This window comes from Chitinophaga sp. Cy-1792 (genome assembly GCF_011752935.1).
Classification (GTDB): domain Bacteria; phylum Bacteroidota; class Bacteroidia; order Chitinophagales; family Chitinophagaceae; genus Chitinophaga.
The window spans coordinates 1,152,610-1,175,632 of record NZ_VWWO01000001.1; the positions used below are offsets into that span (position 1 = coordinate 1,152,610).

General features: G+C 43.7%; 13 protein-coding genes. 9 read left to right on the plus strand and 4 right to left on the minus strand.

The window, feature by feature from the left end:
- Window positions 1-8: 8 nt before the first annotated feature.
- From F3J22_RS04795 to F3J22_RS04810, 4 genes are all read right to left on the minus strand, one after another.
- Complete coding sequence (locus F3J22_RS04795; protein WP_167014824.1) at window positions 9-728, minus strand: DUF2490 domain-containing protein; 720 nt, start codon at window positions 726-728, stop codon at window positions 9-11.
- Between the two features lie 197 nt (window positions 729-925).
- A complete protein-coding gene (locus F3J22_RS04800) occupies window positions 926-2,410 on the minus strand; it encodes a SusD/RagB family nutrient-binding outer membrane lipoprotein (RefSeq protein ID WP_167014826.1) in 1,485 nt (494 codons plus the stop codon).
- Between the two features lie 11 nt (window positions 2,411-2,421).
- On the minus strand, window positions 2,422-5,901 hold the full coding sequence (locus tag F3J22_RS04805) for a SusC/RagA family TonB-linked outer membrane protein (protein WP_167014828.1): 3,480 nt from the start codon (window positions 5,899-5,901) through the stop codon (window positions 2,422-2,424).
- 237 nt (window positions 5,902-6,138) lie between these two features.
- Window positions 6,139-7,074 (minus strand): ribose-phosphate pyrophosphokinase, encoded by a 936-nt coding sequence (locus F3J22_RS04810; RefSeq protein WP_167014830.1) that lies wholly within the window; start codon window positions 7,072-7,074, stop codon window positions 6,139-6,141.
- Between the two features lie 180 nt (window positions 7,075-7,254).
- Here F3J22_RS04810 and F3J22_RS04815 point away from each other — a divergent pair, with 180 nt between their 5' ends.
- From F3J22_RS04815 to F3J22_RS04855, 9 genes are all read left to right on the plus strand, one after another.
- Window positions 7,255-8,010, plus strand: coding sequence for a carboxypeptidase-like regulatory domain-containing protein (locus tag F3J22_RS04815; RefSeq protein ID WP_167014832.1), 756 nt, complete (start codon window positions 7,255-7,257; stop codon window positions 8,008-8,010).
- 104 nt (window positions 8,011-8,114) lie between these two features.
- Window positions 8,115-8,711, plus strand: a complete 597-nt coding sequence (locus tag F3J22_RS04820; RefSeq protein WP_167014834.1) for a hypothetical protein — start codon at window positions 8,115-8,117, stop codon at window positions 8,709-8,711.
- A gap of 34 nt (window positions 8,712-8,745) precedes the next feature.
- Complete coding sequence (locus F3J22_RS04825) at window positions 8,746-9,180, plus strand: hypothetical protein (RefSeq protein ID WP_167014836.1); 435 nt, start codon at window positions 8,746-8,748, stop codon at window positions 9,178-9,180.
- Between the two features lie 56 nt (window positions 9,181-9,236).
- The gene (locus F3J22_RS04830) at window positions 9,237-10,157 is read left to right on the plus strand and encodes an ankyrin repeat domain-containing protein (RefSeq protein WP_167014838.1); all 921 of its coding nucleotides are present in this window, start codon (window positions 9,237-9,239) and stop codon (window positions 10,155-10,157) included.
- A gap of 53 nt (window positions 10,158-10,210) precedes the next feature.
- The gene (locus F3J22_RS04835) at window positions 10,211-10,477 is read left to right on the plus strand and encodes a hypothetical protein (RefSeq protein ID WP_167014840.1); all 267 of its coding nucleotides are present in this window, start codon (window positions 10,211-10,213) and stop codon (window positions 10,475-10,477) included.
- A 689-nt stretch (window positions 10,478-11,166) separates the two neighbouring features.
- Window positions 11,167-13,209, plus strand: a complete 2,043-nt coding sequence (locus tag F3J22_RS04840; RefSeq protein WP_167014842.1) for a hypothetical protein — start codon at window positions 11,167-11,169, stop codon at window positions 13,207-13,209.
- 9 nt (window positions 13,210-13,218) lie between these two features.
- A complete protein-coding gene (locus F3J22_RS04845; RefSeq protein ID WP_167014844.1) occupies window positions 13,219-14,313 on the plus strand; it encodes a hypothetical protein in 1,095 nt (364 codons plus the stop codon).
- Between the two features lie 34 nt (window positions 14,314-14,347).
- Window positions 14,348-22,288, plus strand: coding sequence for a PA14 domain-containing protein (locus F3J22_RS04850; protein WP_167014846.1), 7,941 nt, complete (start codon window positions 14,348-14,350; stop codon window positions 22,286-22,288).
- Window positions 22,289-22,290: 2 nt separating this feature from the next.
- Window positions 22,291-23,022, plus strand: coding sequence for a hypothetical protein (locus F3J22_RS04855; protein WP_167014848.1), 732 nt, complete (start codon window positions 22,291-22,293; stop codon window positions 23,020-23,022).
- Window position 23,023: the final 1 nt, after the last annotated feature.

Genomic DNA, 23,023 nt, shown 5'->3' on the forward strand with positions numbered 1-23,023 from the left:
ATAATGTATTATAGCTCAAATGTGTGGAAAACGGAGAGGTGCAGAATATGATTCATGGTTTTAGCACCTGAAGTTACCTGGATGAGCTGGTTCATATAACCGATATCGGCTTTGAGATTGGCATTAAACTGATAACCGGCCGCTACCAGGAAGCGGTTCTGATCGAATAGCAGGTTGCTGATCTGGTTTCCCCAGAGATTTAGAAAGATTTCGTCCTGGAGGGCTACATAAAACGGCGTGGTCGTCTCTTTATGTTTGATTGCCAGCTGAGTACGATTGAAGTAGCGTGTACGGTTACCATATTTCCAGTTGGTTACTGGCTTGTGCTCACCGGCAGGGTCCGGTTGTCCTACCCAGCGCTGCTCCAGTCTGAAGCGGTGCGTCATATCCACTTTTTTGCTTTTGTGAATAAACTGCTCGAAAATACGGTGCTCCGGTAACCAGGAGTCGGCGGTATTATTGTAGGTAGGCACATAGGCGTATCCCAATAATACGTGGTTCTGTTTGTTGAGAGAGTACTGTAAGCCTCCCCGCATCAGCAGCTGGCCTCTGTCGCTGATACCGTCACGGAGTCGTAACTGAACGTCGAAAGGAACCGCCCATTTGCTGTTGATTTTAGCGGTACCGAAATAAGTGTACCAGTTCTGGTAAAGATGAGTAATGTCCTGCGCGCCTGCCATCCGCACTGAAAATACCAATAGCAGCAGGCATGAAAGTTTTTTGATCATGTCTTCTTATGAATATAGGTTGGGCTAAAGATAAATATTTACAGAAGATAAGAAAAGCGATAAACGGATGAAGGGTTAGGACCTGCAACTATTTGGGGCTAAAAAGGAAAACGCCCGAATCAGTATGAGAACCGATCCGGGCGCGTGTTGATTGTAGTTGTGTTATAGTTTTAGTTTATATACATGTCTTTTCTTACTTAAAATTTATTGTACCACAGCTTGGTTCCTTGCTTGTCCCCACCAATCGCCGTAGCGGCAGACTGGTAATTAGCGGCATTCTGGGTGGCTTCTGACTTAAGGTAAGTGAGTCGGTAAGGTACCATGGACACACTTGGATCAACGGAGCCGGACACAGGCGCAATGAAGAGCGGACTGCCACCAGGTTTTGCAAAATGAAGCCTTGTCCTTTCGAACCATGCCTGGAATCCCTGGAGGTACAGCGACAGCCATTTCTGGGTACCGATTACATTTCTCCAGTCGGCGGCAGTGTATGGCACACGTTGCAGATAGGCAGCGATGTCGGACTCCGATACGGAAATGCCGGAGAGTTTCGCCCAGTAGTTGATGGAAGCTCTGACACCATTTGCATAGTGGGTAGCCGCATCACCTACATTGTAGCCTCTTGCAGCAGCTTCAGCGAGAATGAATTCCACCTCTGAATAAGTCATCAGAATACCCGGCATAGTGGCGCTATATGCTGCTGCGCCAGGGAAGGAGTAGTCGTTCGGAGAGAGGCGTTTTGCATCAGAAGCGGCGGTGCCGTAAGGCATGCCTTTGATGGTATCGGAATTTTTTGCAGGACGCGCATACATTGGCAGACGTGGATCGTTTATGCTTTTCATGTAATCGGTGAGCGTCGTTGTTACAAAAAATTCGCTTATTTCTCTCTCTGACTCATTATATGGGAATTTATTAGGCGCGGTATTGATATACTGGAATTGCGCGTTATCAGCGTTGCTGGTGAAAGCACCCAGATAATTTGCTTCGATGAGTTGCTGGGCCATTTGCGGGCTGGCATCTGCCATACGGATAGCCATACGGAGCACCAGCGAACGGGCCAGTTTTTTCCAGGCAGCAACATTACCATTATAAATTACATCCCCGGATGTGAAGCTGGCTTGTTTCTCATCCATTGCTGTAATCTGCTGTTGCAGTGTATCCAGCAGGGATTTGTAAACAGTTTGTGCATCATCATATTTAGGTGTGATGTTGGAGGTTACCTGGAATGCGTCGGTATATGGCACATTGCCGTAGGTGTCTGTCAGCATCTGATAGATCCAGCATTTCATGATCAGTGCAACACCATTCTGGTTGGTAATGGTGGGCACTACCGTTTTGGAATTATTTTCCTTAACCAGTTCATCCAGGTTGTGTAATGCCGAGGTATACAGTGTATTCCAGAAAGCGGCGTTATTACCTTCATCGAGGTTGTATTGCGCATCGTTGGTGCGGGAGTTACCACTCCAGAACTGTGCGTATTCCATCCCGATATAACCATTCTGTAATCCGCTGTAGAGTATGTCCATGGCGGATTTCTGTGCACCTGTCAGCAGTATCTGTGGTTGTGTGGTAGTAGGTTTTGTAGGGTCACGATTCATGTTGTCCAGTTTGCTACAACCGGTGATGGCTATCGTTGCTGCTACCATTACTACGCTACTATATTTGAATATCTTACTAATCATCTTCACAAATTTTAGAATGAAACATTCAGGTTAAGCCCCAGCGATCTGGTTGATGGTAATGCACCGCCTTCAATACCTTGTACGTTTGAAGAAGAGTTCAGGATATTGGCAGGGTCCACATTTGGTGCATTGGATTTGATCAGCCAGAGGTTACGACCATATAATGAGATACGGGCGGACTGTGCTTTGATTTTGCTGTACCATGCCTGTGGAATATTGACACCTACTTTTACTTCTCTCAGGTAGATGTAGCTTGCATCGTAGAGGTTGGCTTTACTGATGACGTTACCACCGTTGAAGTTGAAATGGTTTTGTGCTGTGATGACAGTCGTGTTAGGTTTGCCATCATCAGTAACACCAGGAACAACGATACCGTTTTCGCGGATATTGTTTTCCACGGTGCTTTGGAGCAGCCCGGATTTCTCACCGTACAGGTTTGTGTAGGAGAAGAAGTTACCGCCATGCTGGAAGTCTACCAGTGCAGTCAGGTATATTCCTTTATAGGTGAAGGTGTTGGTGATACCGCCTACATAATCAGGATATGCGTTACCGATAGCTTTGATATCGCTTACCTGATAGTAGCCATTTGCATCTACCAGTTTATTGCCTTTGTCGTCATATTTGTAATCGGTACCCATGATGGTTCCGAGGGCCTCTCCTACTTTGGCCACTACAGATACTTTCTGAGTGCGTCTGTCTGTACCGATGGTCAGCATTGGCAGCGAAGTATTGTACTGGTCGATGTTCATGTTGAGGAGTTTGTTTCTGTTGCGGGCAACGTTGGCGTTGATATCCCAACGAAAACCATTTTTGAGACGGATCGGGTTCAGGTTGATACCGAGTTCCACGCCCTGGTTCCGTACACTTCCTCCGTTTACATATGTGCCGGTGAAACCTGTAGCAGCAGGGATCTGGAGGGTGATGATCTGATCTTTTGTAGTTCTGTTATAGTAGGTAACGTCGAAGCCTATACGGTTGTCCAGGAATTTCAGTTCGAGGCCTGTTTCAAATTCAGAAGTACGTTCAGGTTTCAGATCAACATTGTATTTGGTTGGAGAGAAGGTGTTAATCGGGTTGTTGCCGAAAGGTAACACGTACTGGTAGGTATCGTATAAGCGATATGGATCCGCATCGTTACCTACGGCGGCCATGCTACCTCTGAGTTTACCAAAGCTCAGCCATTTCCAGTCTTTCAGCAGGTCGGAGAATACGAAAGACATAGACGCAGAAGGGTAGAAATACTGGTTATTACCTTTTGCGAGGGTAGAGCTCCAGTCGCTGCGGCCTGTCAGATCGAGGAACAGGAAGTTTCTGAATCCGAGGTTAGCGGTAGCGAATGCGGAGTTGATTTGTTTTTCGTAGTATTCGTCGATAGGTGTTGCCGGCGCAACGGAGTTGTTGAGGTTATAAACACCTGGTGTGATGAGTCCGCCGTTGGTAGAGCCACCGGTAACGGTCCATCTACGGTTCATGACGTTGCCACCGACAGTAGCGTTGAGTTGTAAGTCTTTGCTAAGGTCTTTATGAGCATTTGCTGTCAGTTCGTAGTTGAGTTCACGTGAGGTACGGATGCGTTTAATGTATCCGCCTACTACGTAGTCTTTGGCCGTTCTTTCTTCTTCCAGGGTGTTATAGTCGTCCATGTATACGCGGCCGCGGATCTGGAGCCATTTGGTAGCATCGAGATCGAGGCCTGCGTAGCCGAAGAGGCGGTTGCGGCTATCGGTTTCATAGTCCATGTAACGGTTCCAGTAAGGGCCGTTGCTGGATGACATGGTATCATTATTCCAGGCGCGGCGGTTCCAGGTCATCTGGGAGCCGTCCGGGTATTTGTATATTTTTTCTTTGTCCAGTTCCAGCTGGCGTTGGCCGTACATGGTGAACTGGAGGGTTGGGTTAGGTCCGGTGAAGCCGGTACCCGGGCGTGCGGTGGCGCTAAGGGAGCTATAGTTCACTGCAGCGGTTGCTGTAAGGAATTTCGCTACTTTATAGTTACCGTTGAAGCTCAGGTTGTTACGTTTCAGGGAAGCGTTCGGGAGCACAAAAGTCTGGTCCATGTTGCCATAAGAGAGGCGGAAGGCGCCTTTGTCGTTGTTGCCGCTCATGGCGATAGTATTGCTCAGGGTGACGCCTGTTTTATAGAAATCGCGAACGTTATTGGGTTGTGCAACCCATTTAGTTGTTTGTCCGAAGTATGGGTTGTTTTTATCTTTTCCCCATGACCAGTAAGGGCGGATTACCTGGCCGTTGAGTTTAGGCCCCCATGATTGGTCTTCGTAGTATTGCGGCATGAGGTCGTAGCGTCCTTTACCGTTGTTGTCATCATATGTAGCGGCGGATTCGCTGAGAAATCCTTCCGGGTGTTGATTATAGTAGAGTGTATCGAAGCGTCCGTTAGCACCGCCGCCGTATTGGTTTTGGTATTTAGGAAGCACAGATACCTGATTCATTTCCGCATTGAGGTTGTAGGTAACACCGATGCCGCCTTCTGCGTCGGGGCGTTTTTTGGTAGTGATGAGGAGAACGCCGTTTGCACCACGACTGCCGTATAATGCAGTAGCGGCGGCACCTTTCAGCACGGAGATATTCTCGATATCATCCGGGTTGATATCCTGGAGCGGGCTACCATAGTCGTAGCCGCCACCACCGTTGAGCTGTCCGCCCTGGTTGGTGTTGTTATTCATCATAGGCACACCGTCTACAACGAAGAAGGCGTTGTTATCACCGAGAATGGATTTCACGCCACGGATGGTGATTTTAGAGGAGCCACCCATAGATCCGCTGTTGGTATTTACCTGGAGGCCAGGAACTTTACCGGAGAGTGCGTTTACGAAGTTTACCTCTTTAGCTTCCTGCACGGTATTTCCTGTTACTTCTGACATGGCAAAACCGACGCTGCGAGGGTTTTTCTTGATACCGAGGGCAGTTACTACTACTTCGTTCAGTACCTTTTTAGAATCGCTCGCTGCGGAGAGTTTTACTGTAGCTTCTTTTTTTGCTGCAGTGATTGTTTGTTCAGCATAGGTAGGAGCACTAATTGAAATCTGGTCATTAATAGCTGCCTTAATACTGAATTTTCCAGTAGGAGATGATTGCGCAACGAGATTAGAATTTTTATTTTTAATCATTGCACCTGGGATAGGTGTGCCGCTATCATCTTTTACTGTGCCTGAGAAAGTAAATTTATTCAGATCATCTTTTTGTTTTTGAGGATCAGGAGGAAGGATTAATCCGGTATCTTTTTTAGCGTTTCCGGTATCGTTGCTTTTAGATGAATCCTGTTTCTGTGCAGGATTTGCCGGATTTGCCTTACTGGAATCTTTTGGGACTACCGTTGTGTCGGCAGCGGGTTTTATTACCACAGGCGTAGTGGTGTCAGCTTTGGGCTGTTGTAGTTTAAATTGCCCGTGTGGGATTGTGTATGCACTACTCGTGGTATAGCAGAAAAGGGCATAGCACAGCCCCAACCAGGCTTGTACTTGGCTTCTCATTGTATAATGCGCGATTTGGTTACAAATTTTTTTAAAGGTGGATGAGCACGAACTAAGTGGCTTACAGTTACATTGCTATGATCTATCCATATAACTATACAATCGAATGAAGCCTTACAATGTGTTGGGGCACAAAAAAAATCAATTTATATTTTTTCTCACTACAAAATGAGGTATGCCAACATCTGTGAAGTTGTTGACAGTGAAGGACTATTTGCCGATATTTATCTTGATCTGTTACAGGGTGTGGTTGCTTTCGAAGAAGTTGAGGATCATGTGGTCTACGGAGCGTACTTCGAGCATGGGGTCCTGGATAGAGAGTGCGTTAGGATGAGTATCTGTGCAGATAATTTTTTTGATGATGCCGGTGTTTTTGATGCGTTGGAATCCGTTGCCTGCGAATATGCCGTGTGTGGTGATGACATAGATATCGTTTGCTCCTGCTTGTTTATAGGCTTCGGCGGCGTGGATGAGAGAGCCACCGGTACGGATCATGTCGTCGTAGATGATAACAGTTTTATCCTGTACATCGGCGCTGATGGCGGTGATGGCGGTTTCTTCACCGGAGAGGCGGCGTTTGAATACGAATGCTGCTGGTACGTGGAGGTCGTTTGCGAGGGATTCTACCCATTTTGCGCGTCCGGCATCGGTGCTGGCGAGCACGAATGGGGAGCCATCTACGAGCTCCATAGCGGCCTCTTTTACGATTTCCTTGCCGTAGAGATGTGTAGGGCGTACACCGCTCTCAAAATAGTGTGTAATGCCGTCTACGTGGAGATCGATCAGGACGATCTGTGTGCCCTGGGCGGTGGTAGGCAGACTGGAGAACAGTACGGCGCGGGTTTTGGCTTTCACGATTTCGCCGTATTTAACGGAGCGTTCCATGGTGGAATAGCCAAAATACGGGATTACAATGGTGATGGCGCTGGCGCCGAGCTGTATGCAGCCGCTGGCGAGGTCGTAGAGTTCGAGTGTTTCTTTGTCATCGATGGTGCCACCGAGGAGGACCACTTCGCGGTTTCTGACATTGGAGAGGATACGGTGGTAGTGTTCTCCATCCGGAAAATCGCGGATATCGAGCTCTCCGTTTTCCCATTGGGGTACGGAAATGGCCAGTAGTCTCTCTTTCAGGTACTGATAATGTTGAGTTGCGAAGATGATTTTCTGTGGCATGTGTTAAATGTCTATGGTAAAAATAGATAATAATATGGATAGACGGGATATTTATCCCGCTGAGAATTAATATTTTTGTCGCTGAGCGCTGTCAATTGCTGGCAAAATAAGATGTTAAAGGTTTCTATTTTAACGTTTCATTTGCTAGTGGAAAGTTAATTTTGAGAGATTACTATATTCATGATTCGTTTTTTTGCATATATCGGAGCATTGTTTCTTTTCTTATTCATCAACCTGCAGGATACTGTTGCACAGGTCCGGCTTTCCGGTATGGTGGCGGATCAGGATACAAAAACAGGAATACCGTTTGTTTCAATCGTAAATAAGAGAGCGATGACAGGGACACTCAGTACCGAAAGTGGTCGTTTCTATTTAGAAGGAATGGCTGGGGATACTATTGAGTTTTCCATGATCGGTTATGCGACAAGAGTGGTGGTGATGCCGGGTATGTCGGCAAGTATGGATGTTTTGTTACAGAAGCGTTTGTATGAGCTGGAAGGCGTGAATGTACAGGGTAAGAGTCATTATAAGGATTCTCTTGCCATGCGTGAAGAGTACAACAGATATTTCAATTATAAGAAGCCTGGCGCTATGGACGTGTTGAAAACGTTGCCGGCAAATCCTGTGACAGCATTGAGTTACCTTGTTCCCAGCAAGGCACGTAAGCGTAAGGAAGAATTCCGCGGACAACTGGAGTACTGGGAAAAAGAGAAGTACATAGATTACCGTTATTCTCCTGAGATAGTTGGCAGAATGACGAAGTTACAGAGTCCGGAGCTGGATTCATTTATGTACAAGTATCGTCCCGGATATGATTTTCTGAATGCAGCATCAGAATATGATCTGTTGTTGTATATCAAGAATTCTTTCGAAGAATACAAAAAAGGCAAAGCCCAGGCTACAGATCCTGTAGGCGCTTCTCCCGCAAAACAATAATAAAATATATATCTTCCTATACCAGATTTTACAATTGCAGCAATTGTATGTAGTGCCGTGTAATATAGTATAGGTGGGCATCTTACTAAAAATATATAATACCTGTGAAAATACAGCAATGTTCTTGGCCCTGTATATTTGTATTTGCTTTGGCAGCATGTGCTTCGCCACAGCAAAATAATAGTGTCATAACCGATACGGTTCCTCCAAAGACACACATCTTCCCCGATAAAATTGATACAGCGGCGGCCGGAAAGCTGGCAAAAGACGCACTAAGCTGGTATAAACAGCATTACGACACAGTTGCCGGTATTAGTCTGGTCCGCATGTCTGATACGCTTCTCCCCTATCGTATTGATTATGGTGGCGTAGACCGCTATATAAAAATCTTTAAAAGCTCCGGTTATTTTTCTGAAAAATACTTTTATGATCTGCATAAATATTTTAAAGATTGTGATAGCCGGTTTCAGGAGCGTAAGCAGTTGGACGGGCCGCCGGAAGGACTGGACTATGACCTGGTGTTGAAGTCGCAGGAGATTGATAGTGAGATGGAGGACTTGAAAAATGTGGGGGTAGTCAATTACAAGCCTATGGCAAATGATCATGGTATTATGGTGAAGTTGTCGAATGGTTTATGCTTTAGAGTGGTGCAGGCAAATGGAAAAATGTTGATTGATAGTATTTATCGGGAGTCTAAATAGTTGTGGGTTACTATTATTAATAATTAAATATGATATGGGCAACTATATTACGGTATCCGGAGGTTTTACATGCGCACGAGAGGAGGTGTTGCTACTTGAAAAAGTATTATTAGAAACAATAGCAGATTCTTCTGACTTTGTAGTGGATCGGGAAAGAGCTGAGTTTTATATGAAATGCTGGCGATTTCCAACTGAAGAAATCAATTGGACAAGTCATGTGTTTTTTGGTGGCAGCATACGTGATTATGCCCGCGATTACTTACAATATCAAATCCTATGTTGTTGTTGGGCATTGAAGGTTGCTAACACAGATGAAGGTTGTTGTGATGATACGGTAGATGCTATGTTTTATGTAACTGATTGGGAAGATGGAAGGTTTATGTGGGAAATCTATAATAACAGAATTAATGTTTATCGTATGCCTAAAGGTGAAAGCCGTTATGAATTGATGTACTACCTTGATCTGTAAATGCAGACGCATTACTATATGAGCCCCACATTTCGGGTAGATTAAAACCAAAATCTATGTCTACGAAGTACAAACTTGTTTTCATTTTATTGTTGTCAGCAGTTGTTTGTTTGCTGCATAGTTGTATTGATGTAGTTGATGATGTGGATGGAAGTCAGCTGAGAGGGTATGATTTCAGGTTGTTTAAGAAGACTAAAGCCTGGGACCTGATTAAGGCTGTGAGGTCTGAGGATACTAAGGAGATAGCAGCTGCAATTCAGCAGGATACATCCGTATTGAATTTGCAGGAGCCCTATTATGGAAAGACACCATTGATGTTAGCCATTATGAACCATAAATTCAAAGCTGCTGAATTCCTGTTGAATAATGGTGCAGATCCCAATGTACATGATAGTTATGATGGAAAATCAGCAATAATATTAGCGGCAGACATTCAAAACGAGGAGACAGCAACGCTCAGATTACTGTCGCTGTTACTTTCTAAAAGTGCGAACCCAAATGATGACGAAGTAGGGCCCCGAAGAGAAGGGAATACCACCAGACAGACTCCCCTGTTGGAAGCCAGTGCAACGCTGAAAGCGGGTGACTTCGCATTGAAAAAGGTAAAGATATTGGTTGAAGGAGGTGCAGATGTTAATCATGTTAATGATTACGGTGACTTCCCATTGAAAGAAGCATTGATATTTGACCATTATGATGTTGCATTGTTTCTCCTGGAAAGCGGCGCTAAATATGATTTGCTTTTTTTCGACAGGTCACAATTCGGAAAAGGGGGAGAAAAGGTTTACATTCTGGACTTAATGAGAGAAGATGTGTATTCTCCTGATAGTGAAGCTTATGGTCAGAAAATGAAGGTGGTGGCTTTTCTTAAAGCACATGGACTTGATTATTGGAAGAAGCCTGTTCCAGATTTCATAAAGAAAAAAATACAGGAAGATTATCCTGATAACTGGCAGGAATATCTGCGTAAATATTAAACAATTAATTACGGTGATGATGGAGGAAGCGGTAATTATTAATGCAACTAATTATGATTAAGGCCATCGGAGAATTTATGCAAAAGTGGGGAAACCTGCTGGGCGTCCTATTTGGAATTTTTATTGCTTTGATTGGGTTGATTCTTCAACTGAGAGGTACAAACTCCTATCCGTTTTATTTTGAAAAGTTCAAAGAAGTGGTTGATTTTCCTATATGGGCGAACTATGTTTTTGGTTTCGTCTTTGTTAGTACCAATCTCAGGAGGGAATGGTTCTGGGGTGTGAAGCGGAGATTAAAAAAGATATTTCATAGAAAGTGAATTGGTGTATGCAGTAACTGTTTTTTGTAATGAATGTTTAGCAGGAAAACAGTTCAGTCTTGTCATTTATGTATATGATGTTTATTCCTGAAATAGTAGCTATGTTATTTGCTTGAGCTTGCTATTTCAACTGAAAGTAACTTGTGTTTAATTTCATGACATATCCTCTGTATTTCAATGTGGTAAAGGCATTGGAGGTATAATAAGTGTTTCTACTTAGATGTTTTTACTTAAGTGTTTACTTTCAAAAAAATTTTTTTTTGTCATAATCGAATGTCAATAAGGGTTTCTAAAAACTTCTCCATATTAAACTTTACATGTTTTAAATTTTTATTTTGATGGGCAGTTTTTTATTATAGTTTTGTGGTGAATAATATCCTATTTTTTGTCATCACCTTTAAAATTTTTGTAAGAGCATTATAATTGGTTGAACCCACCCTATGAAGAGAATAATCATAACCCTGTTATGGTTATTGATTACCCGTAATTGTTTTGCCCAGATACCACTGTCAAAGGATTATCAACCGGTAGATTCAGGTTTTATTAGTGTTCCAGGCGCTTCATGCAAAGCTCCTGCCCTCATTCCTGTGTCAATGTATCGTCGATTGTCAGATGTCAGGATGTCCCCTGAACGGAGCATTCGAGTAAAGCCAATAACCAGTACGCCTGTACGAAAGAATTTGTTGACTGTGCATGGTAATATTCTGTACGACTTTTATTATCAGTCTGCAAGAGATACGCCAATACAGGCAAGGGATATCGTGCAACATACGTTGCAGACGAACCTTCAATTGGTCTGGAAGGATAAATATCCATTTCGTATTGCATTTTCAACGAGTAAGAGTAATGCTGATTTCGTCCGGAATATCACCGGCGTGAATATGCAGTACACTAACCGTGATTTCAAAAATATGCTGTTGCAAAAGGCAATGGGCTGGGATAATGTACGCGAAAAGGACAGGAAAGAATTACTGAGAATGCGTTCTCAGCTGGATTCTCAATACCTGGAGCTCTATCAGTTGCAGGCGAAGATGAAAGCTCCTTCTCTTTCTCAGCAGATTGTTGAGGAGAAGGAAAAGCAGCTATATGGCAGGGTGCGTGATTCTATTGCAAACCAGCAAAAGCTGGATCTTAAAAGGCCTAATATTGACCTGAACCGTGGTTATGCGCAGGCTGGTATCCCTGATCCGGTTGCCAAAGATTCCGGGATGGCCAATAGTGCGGAAAAGTTAGCGTTGCTAAAGCAAAGAGCTGATTCTATATTAGCTAAAATAGAGAAGACGCAGGCGCTCTACAACCGCAAACGATCGCAGTATGACTCCCGCAGATCAGGAATGAAAGATGCGCTTGGAAAACATGCTACTAACAGGGAATTGGCCGATGACCTGGAGTCTATGAATCTGCCGGATAGTTTGTTGCCCAAAGGTAGTCGTACTTTACTTGCCTTACGTTCTGTTGGCATTGGCAGAACTATGGTTGATTATTCTGAGCTTACTGCGAAGAATATCAGTATTACTGGATTTCAGGCAGAGTATAATCCTGACTGGTATTTTGCCTTTGCTACCGGCGCTGTGGATTATGTTTTCAGGGATTATACCATCAATCAGAAAAGGAGTAAGCAGTATTTAAGTATAGCAAGATTGGGATATGGTTTGCGTGATAAATCCAGTATAATTTTTTCTTTTTATACAGGACGGAAGCAGTTGTACAATTTCAATACTACAGCACCGGATCCCGGCCAGCATATTCAGGAGCCTGATACAAAGCTGATGGGGATTTCGTTGGAAGGCCGCTGGCAGGTATTCCCGCATCATACAATAGCTGTGGAGGCGGCAAGGTCATCTCTGCCATATTATAAAAGAGGAGATCAGTCTGCCTTTTCCAGTATCTTTTCCTTCAATGATCATTCTGCTGATGCAATAGCAACGACTTATACCGGATTTCTACCGGTAACGGGCACACGTATGAATGCTATGGTGAAAAAGATGAATGCTAACTTTCAATCGTTTAGTATTTACAACACCGGTTCTAATCAAACTGCCTGGTCAGTAAAGGTGGACCAGCCTTTCTGGAAACAGCAATTATTGTTATCAGCAGGTATCCGGAAAAATGATTTTAACAGTGTTTTTGAAAATACCAGTATCCAGAGTAATACAATTTTTAAAAGTTTACAGTTGACCCTTAAACGTAAGAGATGGCCTGTGTTGTCTGTAGGCTACTATCCGAGCTCTCAGCTCATGAAGCTCGATGATGGCCATTATCAGGAAAATGTTTTCAATACCCTCACAGGTACGGCTAATTACAGCTATGATTATCATCATCTGATGATGAATACCAACTTCACTTATACCCGATTCTTTAATCACGCTACAGATAGTGGTTTTATATATTTCAACAGTAGCAATCTGGCACTTAATCATACCGTGTTTTTTGGCAGGGTAACACTTAACGGTGGATTATCAGAATCCATTAACCCGGATTATTCATTGCATGGAGCGGATGTTTCAGCGCAATGGAAACTCAAAAGCTGGTTGGAAGTAGGAGGAGGTTTGAAGTACAATTACCAGACTATGTATGATATAACGCAGTTAGGCTACAATGGCAATTTAAGGATAGCTGTGCCGAAAGTGGGTGAGTTTTCCTTCATGGGTGACCAGGGGTATATTCCGGGAGCGCAACGAAAGCTGGTATCAAATAAAACAGGAAGAATCGTATACACAAAAATATTTTAACGCTAAAAAATGAAGAAAATCCTTTGGTTGTCTATGCTGGTTTTCTGCATGAAAGCCTCGGCACAGGTGAGTATGACCCCACTGTTGCCTTCTGGTGGAGTATTGCTGAAAGCGCAGCTTTGGAATGTCAGGATGGTGTCCGTTTCGGCCAATCCTGTTTATGCACGCATTCTGTTTACCCTTCGGGATGTCCGGAACAATCAGGTGGTGATGACTGCGGCCACGAAAACTTTTAGTCTGGATAAAGGTGCCCGGCAGATGCAGGTAAATGATTTCGCCCCTATCCAGTATGAAATTTTATCTCCGGTTATGGACCGTAATCCGAATGGGATGATTGCTGCGGGTAATTACCTGGCCTGTTATAATCTGGTTGTGGAAGGAGATAAAAGAGGTCAGGGGGGAGAAGATTGTATTCCTTTTTCGGTGGAGCCGATGAGTCCTCCTTTGTTAAATAACCCGGCTGATAGGAGTATGTTGGACAGCCGTTTGCCCCAGTTTACGTGGATTCCCCCTGCACCGGTGAATATTTTTAATGATCTGAATTACCGGATGATTGTTACGGAAGTTTTCCCCGGACAAGATGCTTACGAGGCTGTACAGCAGAATGTACCGGTGTACCAGGCTAACAATCTGCGCTTGAACTATGTGAATTTCGCAGATGGTGCCATGAACCTGGATACCGCCAAAACCTATGCCTGGACGGTGATTGCAAAGAATACAGAGATGACCGTATCACAGGCGGAGGTATGGACATTCCGGTTAAAGCAACCGTTACGCAGCAGCGGTGTTAGTCAAAGCTCCTATGTACAGTTAAAGAGAACTACCGATGGTACCGTGATTAACTGTAATGAAAGACTGCTTTGCCAATACACGAATGAAACGACAGATAGTACTGCGTCATTTGAGCTGATAGATCTTGATCATCATAATAAAGTAGTTTATAAAGGAAGCATTCCTGTGGATGCCGGTAGTAATCAGTTGGAGCTCTTACTGGATAAGGATTTCCATCTTGTAAGTGACAGGAATTATCTGTTTAGAATACAGAATTCAAGGAATGATAGCTGGATGATTAAGTTTCACTATCAACGTTCCGAAAGACAATAAGCCTATTTCCCGATACCTATAAAATAATTAAGCAATGATACTGGCTCTCTGTGAGAAAGGTAAAAAGACGATTGCCTATACGATGCTGGCTTTGATTTATTTTGAAGCTGTCATCCCACAATTTGCGCTGGGTGCTGTTTCGCGGCCACCTGTGGTCCGGCTCCATGCGGCGCCTGCTGGCAATACAGATTCTAAGAAAAATAATATTGCTCCTGTTCCTGTCCCCTCTCCGGCTGCTGCTGTGGCTAAGGTGGAGGATAAAGTAGCGGAAACTGCTGTGGAGAAAACCGAATCGGCTTCGGCTTTCGGTGGTCCTACGCAGCCGGAAACGCAGGCATTTACGTCAGTTAATGGCGACAACATGGTAGATCTCTTTACCGGTGATTTCAGTTATAGTATTCCGTTGATAGATGTGGGTGGCTATCCTGTGGCACTTGGTTATAACAGTGGCGTGTCTATGGACCAGGAAGCCAGTTGGACAGGACTTGGCTGGAATATCAATCCGGGAACTGTTACACGAAATATGCGTGGGTTACCGGATGATTTCAATGGGCTGGATTCCGTAACCAAAACCATGTCTATAAAAGATAATAAAACAATTGGTGTTACTGCTGCCGCCGATGCGGAATTTGTGGGGGTGCCATTCGGAGTAGGCGCACAGCTGGGGATTTTTCATAACACTTATCGTGGCTGGGGTCTGGAAACAGGTATCAATGCCAGTATTAATGTAGGAGAAAAGGCTTCTGGTCCATTATCAGGAGGATTGTCTGTTACCAATAATTCCCAGGAAGGCCTGACGATCTCCCCTACCTTATCTTATTCTTTCCTGGAGAAAGCTGTATCGGAAAACGGTAGTATGAGTGGCTCGCTTACTATTGGTACCGGGTATAACTCCCGTGGAGGAATGAAAGCCCTGCAGTTTTCAGGTGGCGTACGTCTGTCGAAGCGGGAAGAAGTAAAGGCGACTGAAAGTAAGAAACAAGCGTCAAAAAGTTACGGTACGCAGAAGAACCTCTTTAGTGGCGGTATCTCTTTTGTATACCCATCTTTTACGCCAACCATTTCCGTTCCTTACACCAGTACATCCTATGCGCTGTCTATTAAAGGTGGATTGGCGTACAAGTTTGTACATCCCAACTTTTCCCTGAGTGGGTACGTAAGTAATCAGTTTATCGCTGATGAGGACACAACGGCCATACGTGCTGCTTATGGCTATCTGAATTATCAGAATGCAAATGGAAATGCCGAAGCCCTTCTTGACTATAACAGAGAGAAAGAAATGCCATATCGGGCAAAGCCGAAGCCTTCCAATATTGCTATTCCTTCTTACACGTACGACGTGTTTAATATTTCAGGAGAAGGGACTGGTGGTATGTTCCGTGCATTTAGAAGTGATATTGGCTATGTATATGATCACCATATGCGTACCCGTGATAATGCGCTCAGTGGCGGTATTGATTTGGGTACCGGTGACCTGGCGCATATGGGTGCCGATATAAATTACACGCATGCCTTTACAGAATCGGGACCATGGCTTGCGGCTAATCCGCTTGCTGAATTGTTCGCATTTCGTAAATCCAATAAAGACTTTGAGGCTTCCTATTTCAAGAATCCGGCGGAGATATCGACAGGTGATTGGGATAATTTTTATTCAGGCCTCAACTTTTTAGATATTTGGGAACCCCAGATAGATAATTCGAATGACATTGCAGGAACCTCTAGCAGCATGGCGTATATTCCTGATAAGTGGTATAGCCACAGATACTGGGAGATGACCCCGGACAATGTTGTTCGTCGGACACGGGATAAGCGGTCCCAGGTTATCTCTTATCTGACAGCAAAAGAGGCTGCGCTAGCCGGACAGGTCAAATATATTGATAACTATCAGCTCAATCGTTACCGCATCTCGAATTGTGATGATGTTACAGACGATACACAAATTCCGGGAACTGGCTTTAAGGGTGAATATTTTAAAGGAATAAATTTTAATGAAAAGTTATTTGAACGGATAGACAGTAATATCACGTTTAGTAATCCCACCTCTTTCAAGGTCATTACTGCAGGGAGTACTCAACTGAATGAAGTATTTTCCGTAAGATGGACTGGCCGTATCAAAGCTACTGTGAGTGGTAAGTATACCATTAGAACGGCATCTGATGACGGTGTTCGTTTATGGGTCAACGATAGTCTGTTTATAGATGACTGGAGGATACATGGTACCAATGTTACCCAGAACTATGTTTATCTGGAAGCTGGCCAGGTTTACAGGGTGAGGGTTGATTTTTATCAGAACAAAGGAGATGCGAACCTGAATGTTAAGTTTACCAGTCCTGAAGGGGATCTCTGGTCGCATAATTTCTACCCTCCTGAAAAAGAATCCTTCCAGGCCAGCGATGTATTGACAAAGGAAAAGCGCGTAAACGGTTTCCGTAAGGCGAATCACATTTCAGAAATTGATGTACTTAATCCTGATGGGCGGAAATATACCTATGGTATTCCTGTATACAATTTCAATCAGAAGGATGTTACCTTTTCTGTAGATCATGCGAAAGGTAATGAGGCAGAAGGTCTGGTGGATTATACGCCCGGAATAGATAATACGACACGTAATTCGCAGGGGAATGATCACTACTTTAATAAGGATGAAATGCCAGCCTATGCGCATTCCTTTCTGCTCACCGGTATTACTTCACCAGATTATGTAGATGTTACAGGGAATGGTATCAGTGATGATGACCTGGGAGAAGCGGTAAGATTTAACTATTCAAAAGTTGCAGGTAAAGAAAAGCCTTATCAGTGGCGCACACCATATTCCGACAGTGCCAGCCTCAATCCGGGTATGCGCACCGATGATCGTGACGACAAAGGAAGTTATGTTTATGGAGAAAAAGAACTCTGGTACCTGAACTCTATAGAGTCGAAAAATATGATTGCCACCTTCAAGGTGAGTAATCGTGAAGATCTTCTCGCAATTGATGAAAACGGTCATAAGATCCAGAATCATCTGGCAAAAAAACTAGATGAAATCAATCTGTATACCAAGGCTGATTTCCTGAAATATGATACGCTGGCTACGCCGGTGAAAACGGTGCATTTTGAATATGCTTATGACTTATGTCGGGGTGTAAATGGAGCGGTGAATGATTCCGGAAAACTGACACTGAAAAAAGTATGGTTTACCTATAATGGCAATAAAAAAGGGCAAAGAAATCCTTATGTATTTAATTACAATGCCAGGAATCCGACTTTTAACCCTAAATCAAATGACCGTTGGGGCACCTATAAGGATCCGGGCCAGAACCCGGGAGCTGCGGCGGATAAGTTAGTTACCAACGCAGATTATCCCTATGCATTGCAGGATAGTTCAGTAGCTGCTGCCAACGTGGCCGCCTGGACGTTGGACTCTATTCACCTTCCTTCCGGAGGAAGAATAAAAGTAAATTACGAGAGTGACGACTATGCCTATGTACAGAATAAAATTGCTGCACAGATGGTACGTCTTGTAGGATTTTCTGCAACCATGCCTACTTCTATGCAGGGTGTTGTAAATAGTATGTACAATACAAAAGAAGATTTCAGGTATGTGGTCGTAAGAACACCATGGGAGATTAATGATGATAATGCTTTCTCTGTTATACCTGACAACAAGCAATTGTATTTCCGTTTGTTTGTCAATATGCCTTCCGACAAATGGGGAAGCGGTGGAGAGTATGTTCCATGTTATGCTACTGCAACAGGAAAGACCCAGGTGATTGGTAAAAACTTAGTGGCAATTGAAATTACCGGAATAAAGGCAGATGGTACATTAAATGGTCCTTACAGCCCGCTGGTAATGACTGCCATTCAATTTCTTCGTTTAAATCTGCCGTCAAAAGCATATCCGGGATCTGACGTAGGAGATGACCTGAGTTTGTCTGATATGGTGAAGATTGTCTTTTCTCAGGCTACCAATATTAAAGATGCTTTCAGAAGATTTGATGCAATCGCAAGAGATAATAAATGGGCAAGAGATATAGATACCTTGCATTCCCTGGTGCGTATCAACAACGTTACCGGTAAAAAGTATGGTGGTGGCGTAAGGGTGAAGAGTGTGTTAATATATGACCATTGGAACCAAATGACTGGTCAGAAAGAATCAGTTTATGGAAATGAGTATAAGTATACTACTTTCCTGAACGACGATCCAAATATTGAAATCAGCAGTGGTGTTGCTGCATATGAGCCGGCGTTGGGAGGTGAAGAAAATCCATTCCATAATCCGATTCCGTTTTTTGAAAAGGCAGCGCTCTTTGCACCTACCAATATGGGTTATACTGAGGAACCATTAGGCGAAGGGTTCTTCCCGGGGGCTACAGTAGGGTACCGAAAAGTTCAGATAAGATCTATTCATGGTGCAGGTAAGAAGTCGGCTGCCGGATTTACAGAGAAATGTTTCTATACCTCTTATGAGTATCCGACAATCGTTACCCGTACTCCGCTGAAAGAATACTCCTATCAGCCGAAGATTGCAAATTTCCTGAAAGTAAATGCCAAACACTATCTTACGCTATCACAAGGCTTTGATGTAGAGTTGAATGACATGACTGGTAAAGTAAGGTCTGAAGCAATATATGGAGAAGAGGATGATCGAACACCTATAACTATAACTACCACAAATTATAAGTCTGATTATTTTGAAGGAAAATCGCTGAAGCTGAATAATTATGCTGATGTAGCTGACAGGCAGGGTGGTATTAGGGGTAATGCGGTGTTAGGTGTTGATGTGGAGTTAATGACAGATATGCGCGAGCAGATATCAATTACCAGCAGTAGCAATCTGAATGTCAACGGCGTACTTTTCACTTTCTTTATTCCTCCGGTACTGGCACTTCCATTTATTATTCCAATGGGACAGCATGAGACCAATATGTTCCACTCTTATGCCGCCACTAAAGTTATCAACAGACATGGAATTGTATCCAATATTGTTACAGTAGATAAAGGAAGCAAGGTTGTAACATCAAATGTGATATTCGATGCAGAAACAGGTGCGCCGATTGTAACAAAAATAGAAAATGAATTTGAGGATCCTATATTCAGTACGTCTTACCCTGCATCATGGGCGTATGATGGCATGTCAGGCGCCTACCAGAATATTGGAGTGGTGGCTGATGGTGTCACGTTCAGGGATGGTCGCTTAACAGAAGGTCTGACACAGGCAGAAGTGGTTAAGTTATTTAGTGCAGGAGATGAAGTCTTGGTATATTCCCGAAATGCAATAGATCAGAATGGCTGTACTCCACAGCTGGCTTCCTTCCCTGGAAATGCGATACTGACAGTATTAGATACTGCTCAGTATACAACGCCATCGCAATTCTTCTTTATGACTAAGGATGGCCGTCCATTTACAGGTTATGATGTATCATTGAAAATTGTTCGTTCCGGCAGAAGGAATATACAAGAGACGATTGGTACGGTGGTGTCAATGGAAGATCCTCACAATTGGGCCGGAAACCTGATCCCCGACTCTACCTCCAATGTAATTAATGCATCAGCTGCTCAATATGGCCAGTTCTGGAAGGTGAGAGATAGCCGGAGAGGTGCACCGGGTACAGTTTGCGTGGCTACAAAATATCAGGATTGTACAACAACGGGTACCTCTTCCCTGCTGAAGACACAGGGAGCAAGTTTGAAGGTAGCAGCACCTGCTATTGCTGAAACCGTCGATAGTATTGCCCGGATGGTGCATACCGCTAACGGACCTAAAATTGTAATGTCGGCATTATCGACAAGTACTGCTAAAGCTGCTGCAGCGCAGCCTCAATCGCTCGCTGCACAATCTACTTCCGGTATTTCCTGCACTTGTTCCTGTATTAAACCGCTGTTCGATTATTTGTTGAATCAGAAGCGACTTTTCATGAGGAGAAGCGATAATATGACCGTGCAGCAAGTGGTAAATGCCGCAAATGCAGCAGGATATAGTGTTTCCATCTCTGATTGTCCACTTTTAGCTAAGAATGCCAATAAGCTGTTCTATGCCCTCACTACAAACCCGGTTGATACAATATACAAAGCACAAATTGGTGATTGTCTGCTCTCTATCAGATCTACTACTGGTAAAGCAATTCCATTTGCCAACATGAAATCAGGCACCTGCGATGCTACTACCGGATTGAATTTCTCAGCAGAGTCAGATCCGGTGTCACTTTCCCTTACACCTACCAGTGGTATGAATGTGTATTTCCGTGACGATGTTTCTACTGACGCCTGGGCAGATTGGAACCCGACGAAAATTAAAGGCAGCTGGGGAATTCCGCTGACTTATCAGTCGAACCCTGCTACTATCATGACTTCTGTAGTTAAATTCGGTGGTATCAGTGTAATTAACCCTACAGCGGTAATTCTTGATGCTAAGGTGACTTTCAGTGCAGCGGCAGAAGGATTTAATCCACCTGCTATCACCAACGCACATACGCTTTCTGATGATAATCCATATGGAGACGTGGTGTTTGTTGGTTTACCTACCAAAGCATGGACTACCAGCTCCGATCTGAATATGTTCAGAGATGTTACCACGCCATGGACGCATCCACAGATAAGCAGTCCGTTCCAGAATTTACAGATTAGTGCTAAGCCTTTTGTAGAAGCATGGTTAAGAAAACCTGCCGGTAACGTCGGTATGATTATGACCAGCTATAATGACGGTGGTTCAAGTTACTTCGCATTCAATGGTCTTAATATCTCCACTGAGACTAATAAACCAAAACTGGATGTAACCTATAAAGACACAATGAGCGCCCGTTTGGTTGTAGACAGCTGTGTGACCTGTGAGGTATTACCTACCGCATCCTGCTACAGTGCAATTACCGATACAAGTGTAAATCCATATACCTATAATGTTGCCGGTGTATGGCGTCCGATGAAGGGCTTTGTATATATGGGCTCCAGGACACCAGCTGCTATCAGGACACCCGTAAACACCAATATACGTGAAGATGGTACCATACAAAGCTTCGTGCCATTCTGGACCAGAAATAGTGATAAGCTTCTTGTGCCTCAGTACGATACCATGAAATGGCGATGGGCGGAAGAAAAAACACTCTATAACTCGCATGGGTATGAATTAGAAACACGTAATCCGCTGGGCATCTATTCATCCATGAATTATGGCTTTGATTATAGTCTGCCTGTAAGTGTTTCACAAAATGCACAATACAGAGAAACAGGTAATGAAGGATTCGAGGATTATGACTTTGAAGTAGCTTCCTGTGATGCCGGTGCTTGTAAGGTGCCAAGGAACTTTGACTTCTCCGGATATAAGAATCTCTTTAGTACTGCTGAAAGCCATACAGGACGTTACAGTATCAAAATCCCTGGTGGGGGCTCTGCAGGTATTACTGCTAATGTAACCAGCGGAAATGCCGCAGGATTCGGTCTGATAGCCAATATGCAGACTGATGCCTGTACTACAATGCCTACCCTGAAGAGTATGCGGGTTAACAATAATGTATTACTGCCGGCATTCGCTCCTACTGTTGGAAAACGTCAGCTGGTAAGTGGCTGGGTAAAAGAAGGCCAGACCTGTAATTGTACTACCTATGAGCATAGCAGAGTGGTGGTAGTGATTGCGACACAATCAGGAAATGTTACTGTTACTGCAAGGCCATCGGGTCCTATCATCGAAGGCTGGCAGCGATTTGAGCAGATCGTGGATATTCCATTAAATGCTACTGCTATTACTTTCTCCATGGAAGCAACAGATAGTAATGTCCCTGTTTATTTCGATGATATCCGTTTGCATCCTTACAATGCCAATATGAAATCGTTTATCTATAGCCCGATGAACCTGCGGCTGATAGCTGAACTGGATGCAAACAACTTTGCCACTTTCTATGAATATGATGACGATGGTGTGCTGATCAGAGTGAAGAAAGAGACAGAAAGAGGTATCAAAACGATTAAAGAGTCAAGAGATGGTTTGTTAAAAGAAGACTAATTATGAAGAAGTTAACTATATACTTATTGCTGCTACTTGCCGGGATTTGCCGGCAGGCAGCAGCCCAAACGATAGACCGGACAGTTGCCCTGCAGTACCTCAGCCGGTTACAGGCTCCTTATGAAGGAAAAGCCCTTGCCTTTGATATCGCCTATAAATACAGCAACGAGTCTAAACCAGGCGTAACACTCGACTCTTTGAAAGGTAGGCTGGAAGTACAAGGAAATAAATATCGTTATCTGATTGATAGTACAATTATGCTTAGTAACGATCAATACAATATCATGGTATTTAAAACCGATCAGCTCATTGTATTGTCTAAACCCAAAGAATCACCGGTGGATTTGACAGTAGTATGGAACATGTTGCTGGATTCGGCAAGTATCCAGTCATATGCCATGGTTCCAGGTAAAAAGGATACCACCATGATCGTTACTTTCCTGCCAGATCAGCATTATAAGAAGATGACGATTCATGTTGATAATAAGAGCAGATATATCACTGCGGTAGAGTATGTCGTACAGACCAGCATGTTGATGGATGAGGGGCAGGATCCGGGAAAAGGTTATGATCCTTATGCCAGAATAAGTATTGCATTCAGCAATTATCTTCCCTTATCTCCAGACCCGGAAAGATTCTCTGAATCTGCTTTCGTCATAAAAGAGGGTTCCGAGTTTAAGCCGTCATCAGCTTACAAAAATTTTAAAATTTTTAAAGGATCCCCAAATCTGTAGC

Bases quoted from the DNA above. Each gene is read 5' to 3' on its own strand.
- F3J22_RS04795 (WP_167014824.1), bottom strand. From the start codon at position 728: ATGATCAAAAAACTTTCATGCCTGCTGCTATTGGTATTTTCAGTGCGG.
- F3J22_RS04800 (WP_167014826.1), bottom strand. From the start codon at position 2,410: ATGATTAGTAAGATATTCAAATATAGTAGCGTAGTAATGGTAGCAGCA.
- F3J22_RS04805 (WP_167014828.1), bottom strand. From the start codon at position 5,901: ATGAGAAGCCAAGTACAAGCCTGGTTGGGGCTGTGCTATGCCCTTTTC.
- F3J22_RS04810 (WP_167014830.1), bottom strand. From the start codon at position 7,074: ATGCCACAGAAAATCATCTTCGCAACTCAACATTATCAGTACCTGAAA.
- F3J22_RS04815 (WP_167014832.1), top strand. From the start codon at position 7,255: ATGATTCGTTTTTTTGCATATATCGGAGCATTGTTTCTTTTCTTATTC.
- F3J22_RS04825 (WP_167014836.1), top strand. From the start codon at position 8,746: ATGGGCAACTATATTACGGTATCCGGAGGTTTTACATGCGCACGAGAG.
- F3J22_RS04830 (WP_167014838.1), top strand. From the start codon at position 9,237: ATGTCTACGAAGTACAAACTTGTTTTCATTTTATTGTTGTCAGCAGTT.
- F3J22_RS04835 (WP_167014840.1), top strand. From the start codon at position 10,211: ATGATTAAGGCCATCGGAGAATTTATGCAAAAGTGGGGAAACCTGCTG.
- F3J22_RS04845 (WP_167014844.1), top strand. From the start codon at position 13,219: ATGAAGAAAATCCTTTGGTTGTCTATGCTGGTTTTCTGCATGAAAGCC.
- F3J22_RS04850 (WP_167014846.1), top strand. From the start codon at position 14,348: ATGATACTGGCTCTCTGTGAGAAAGGTAAAAAGACGATTGCCTATACG.
- F3J22_RS04855 (WP_167014848.1), top strand. From the start codon at position 22,291: ATGAAGAAGTTAACTATATACTTATTGCTGCTACTTGCCGGGATTTGC.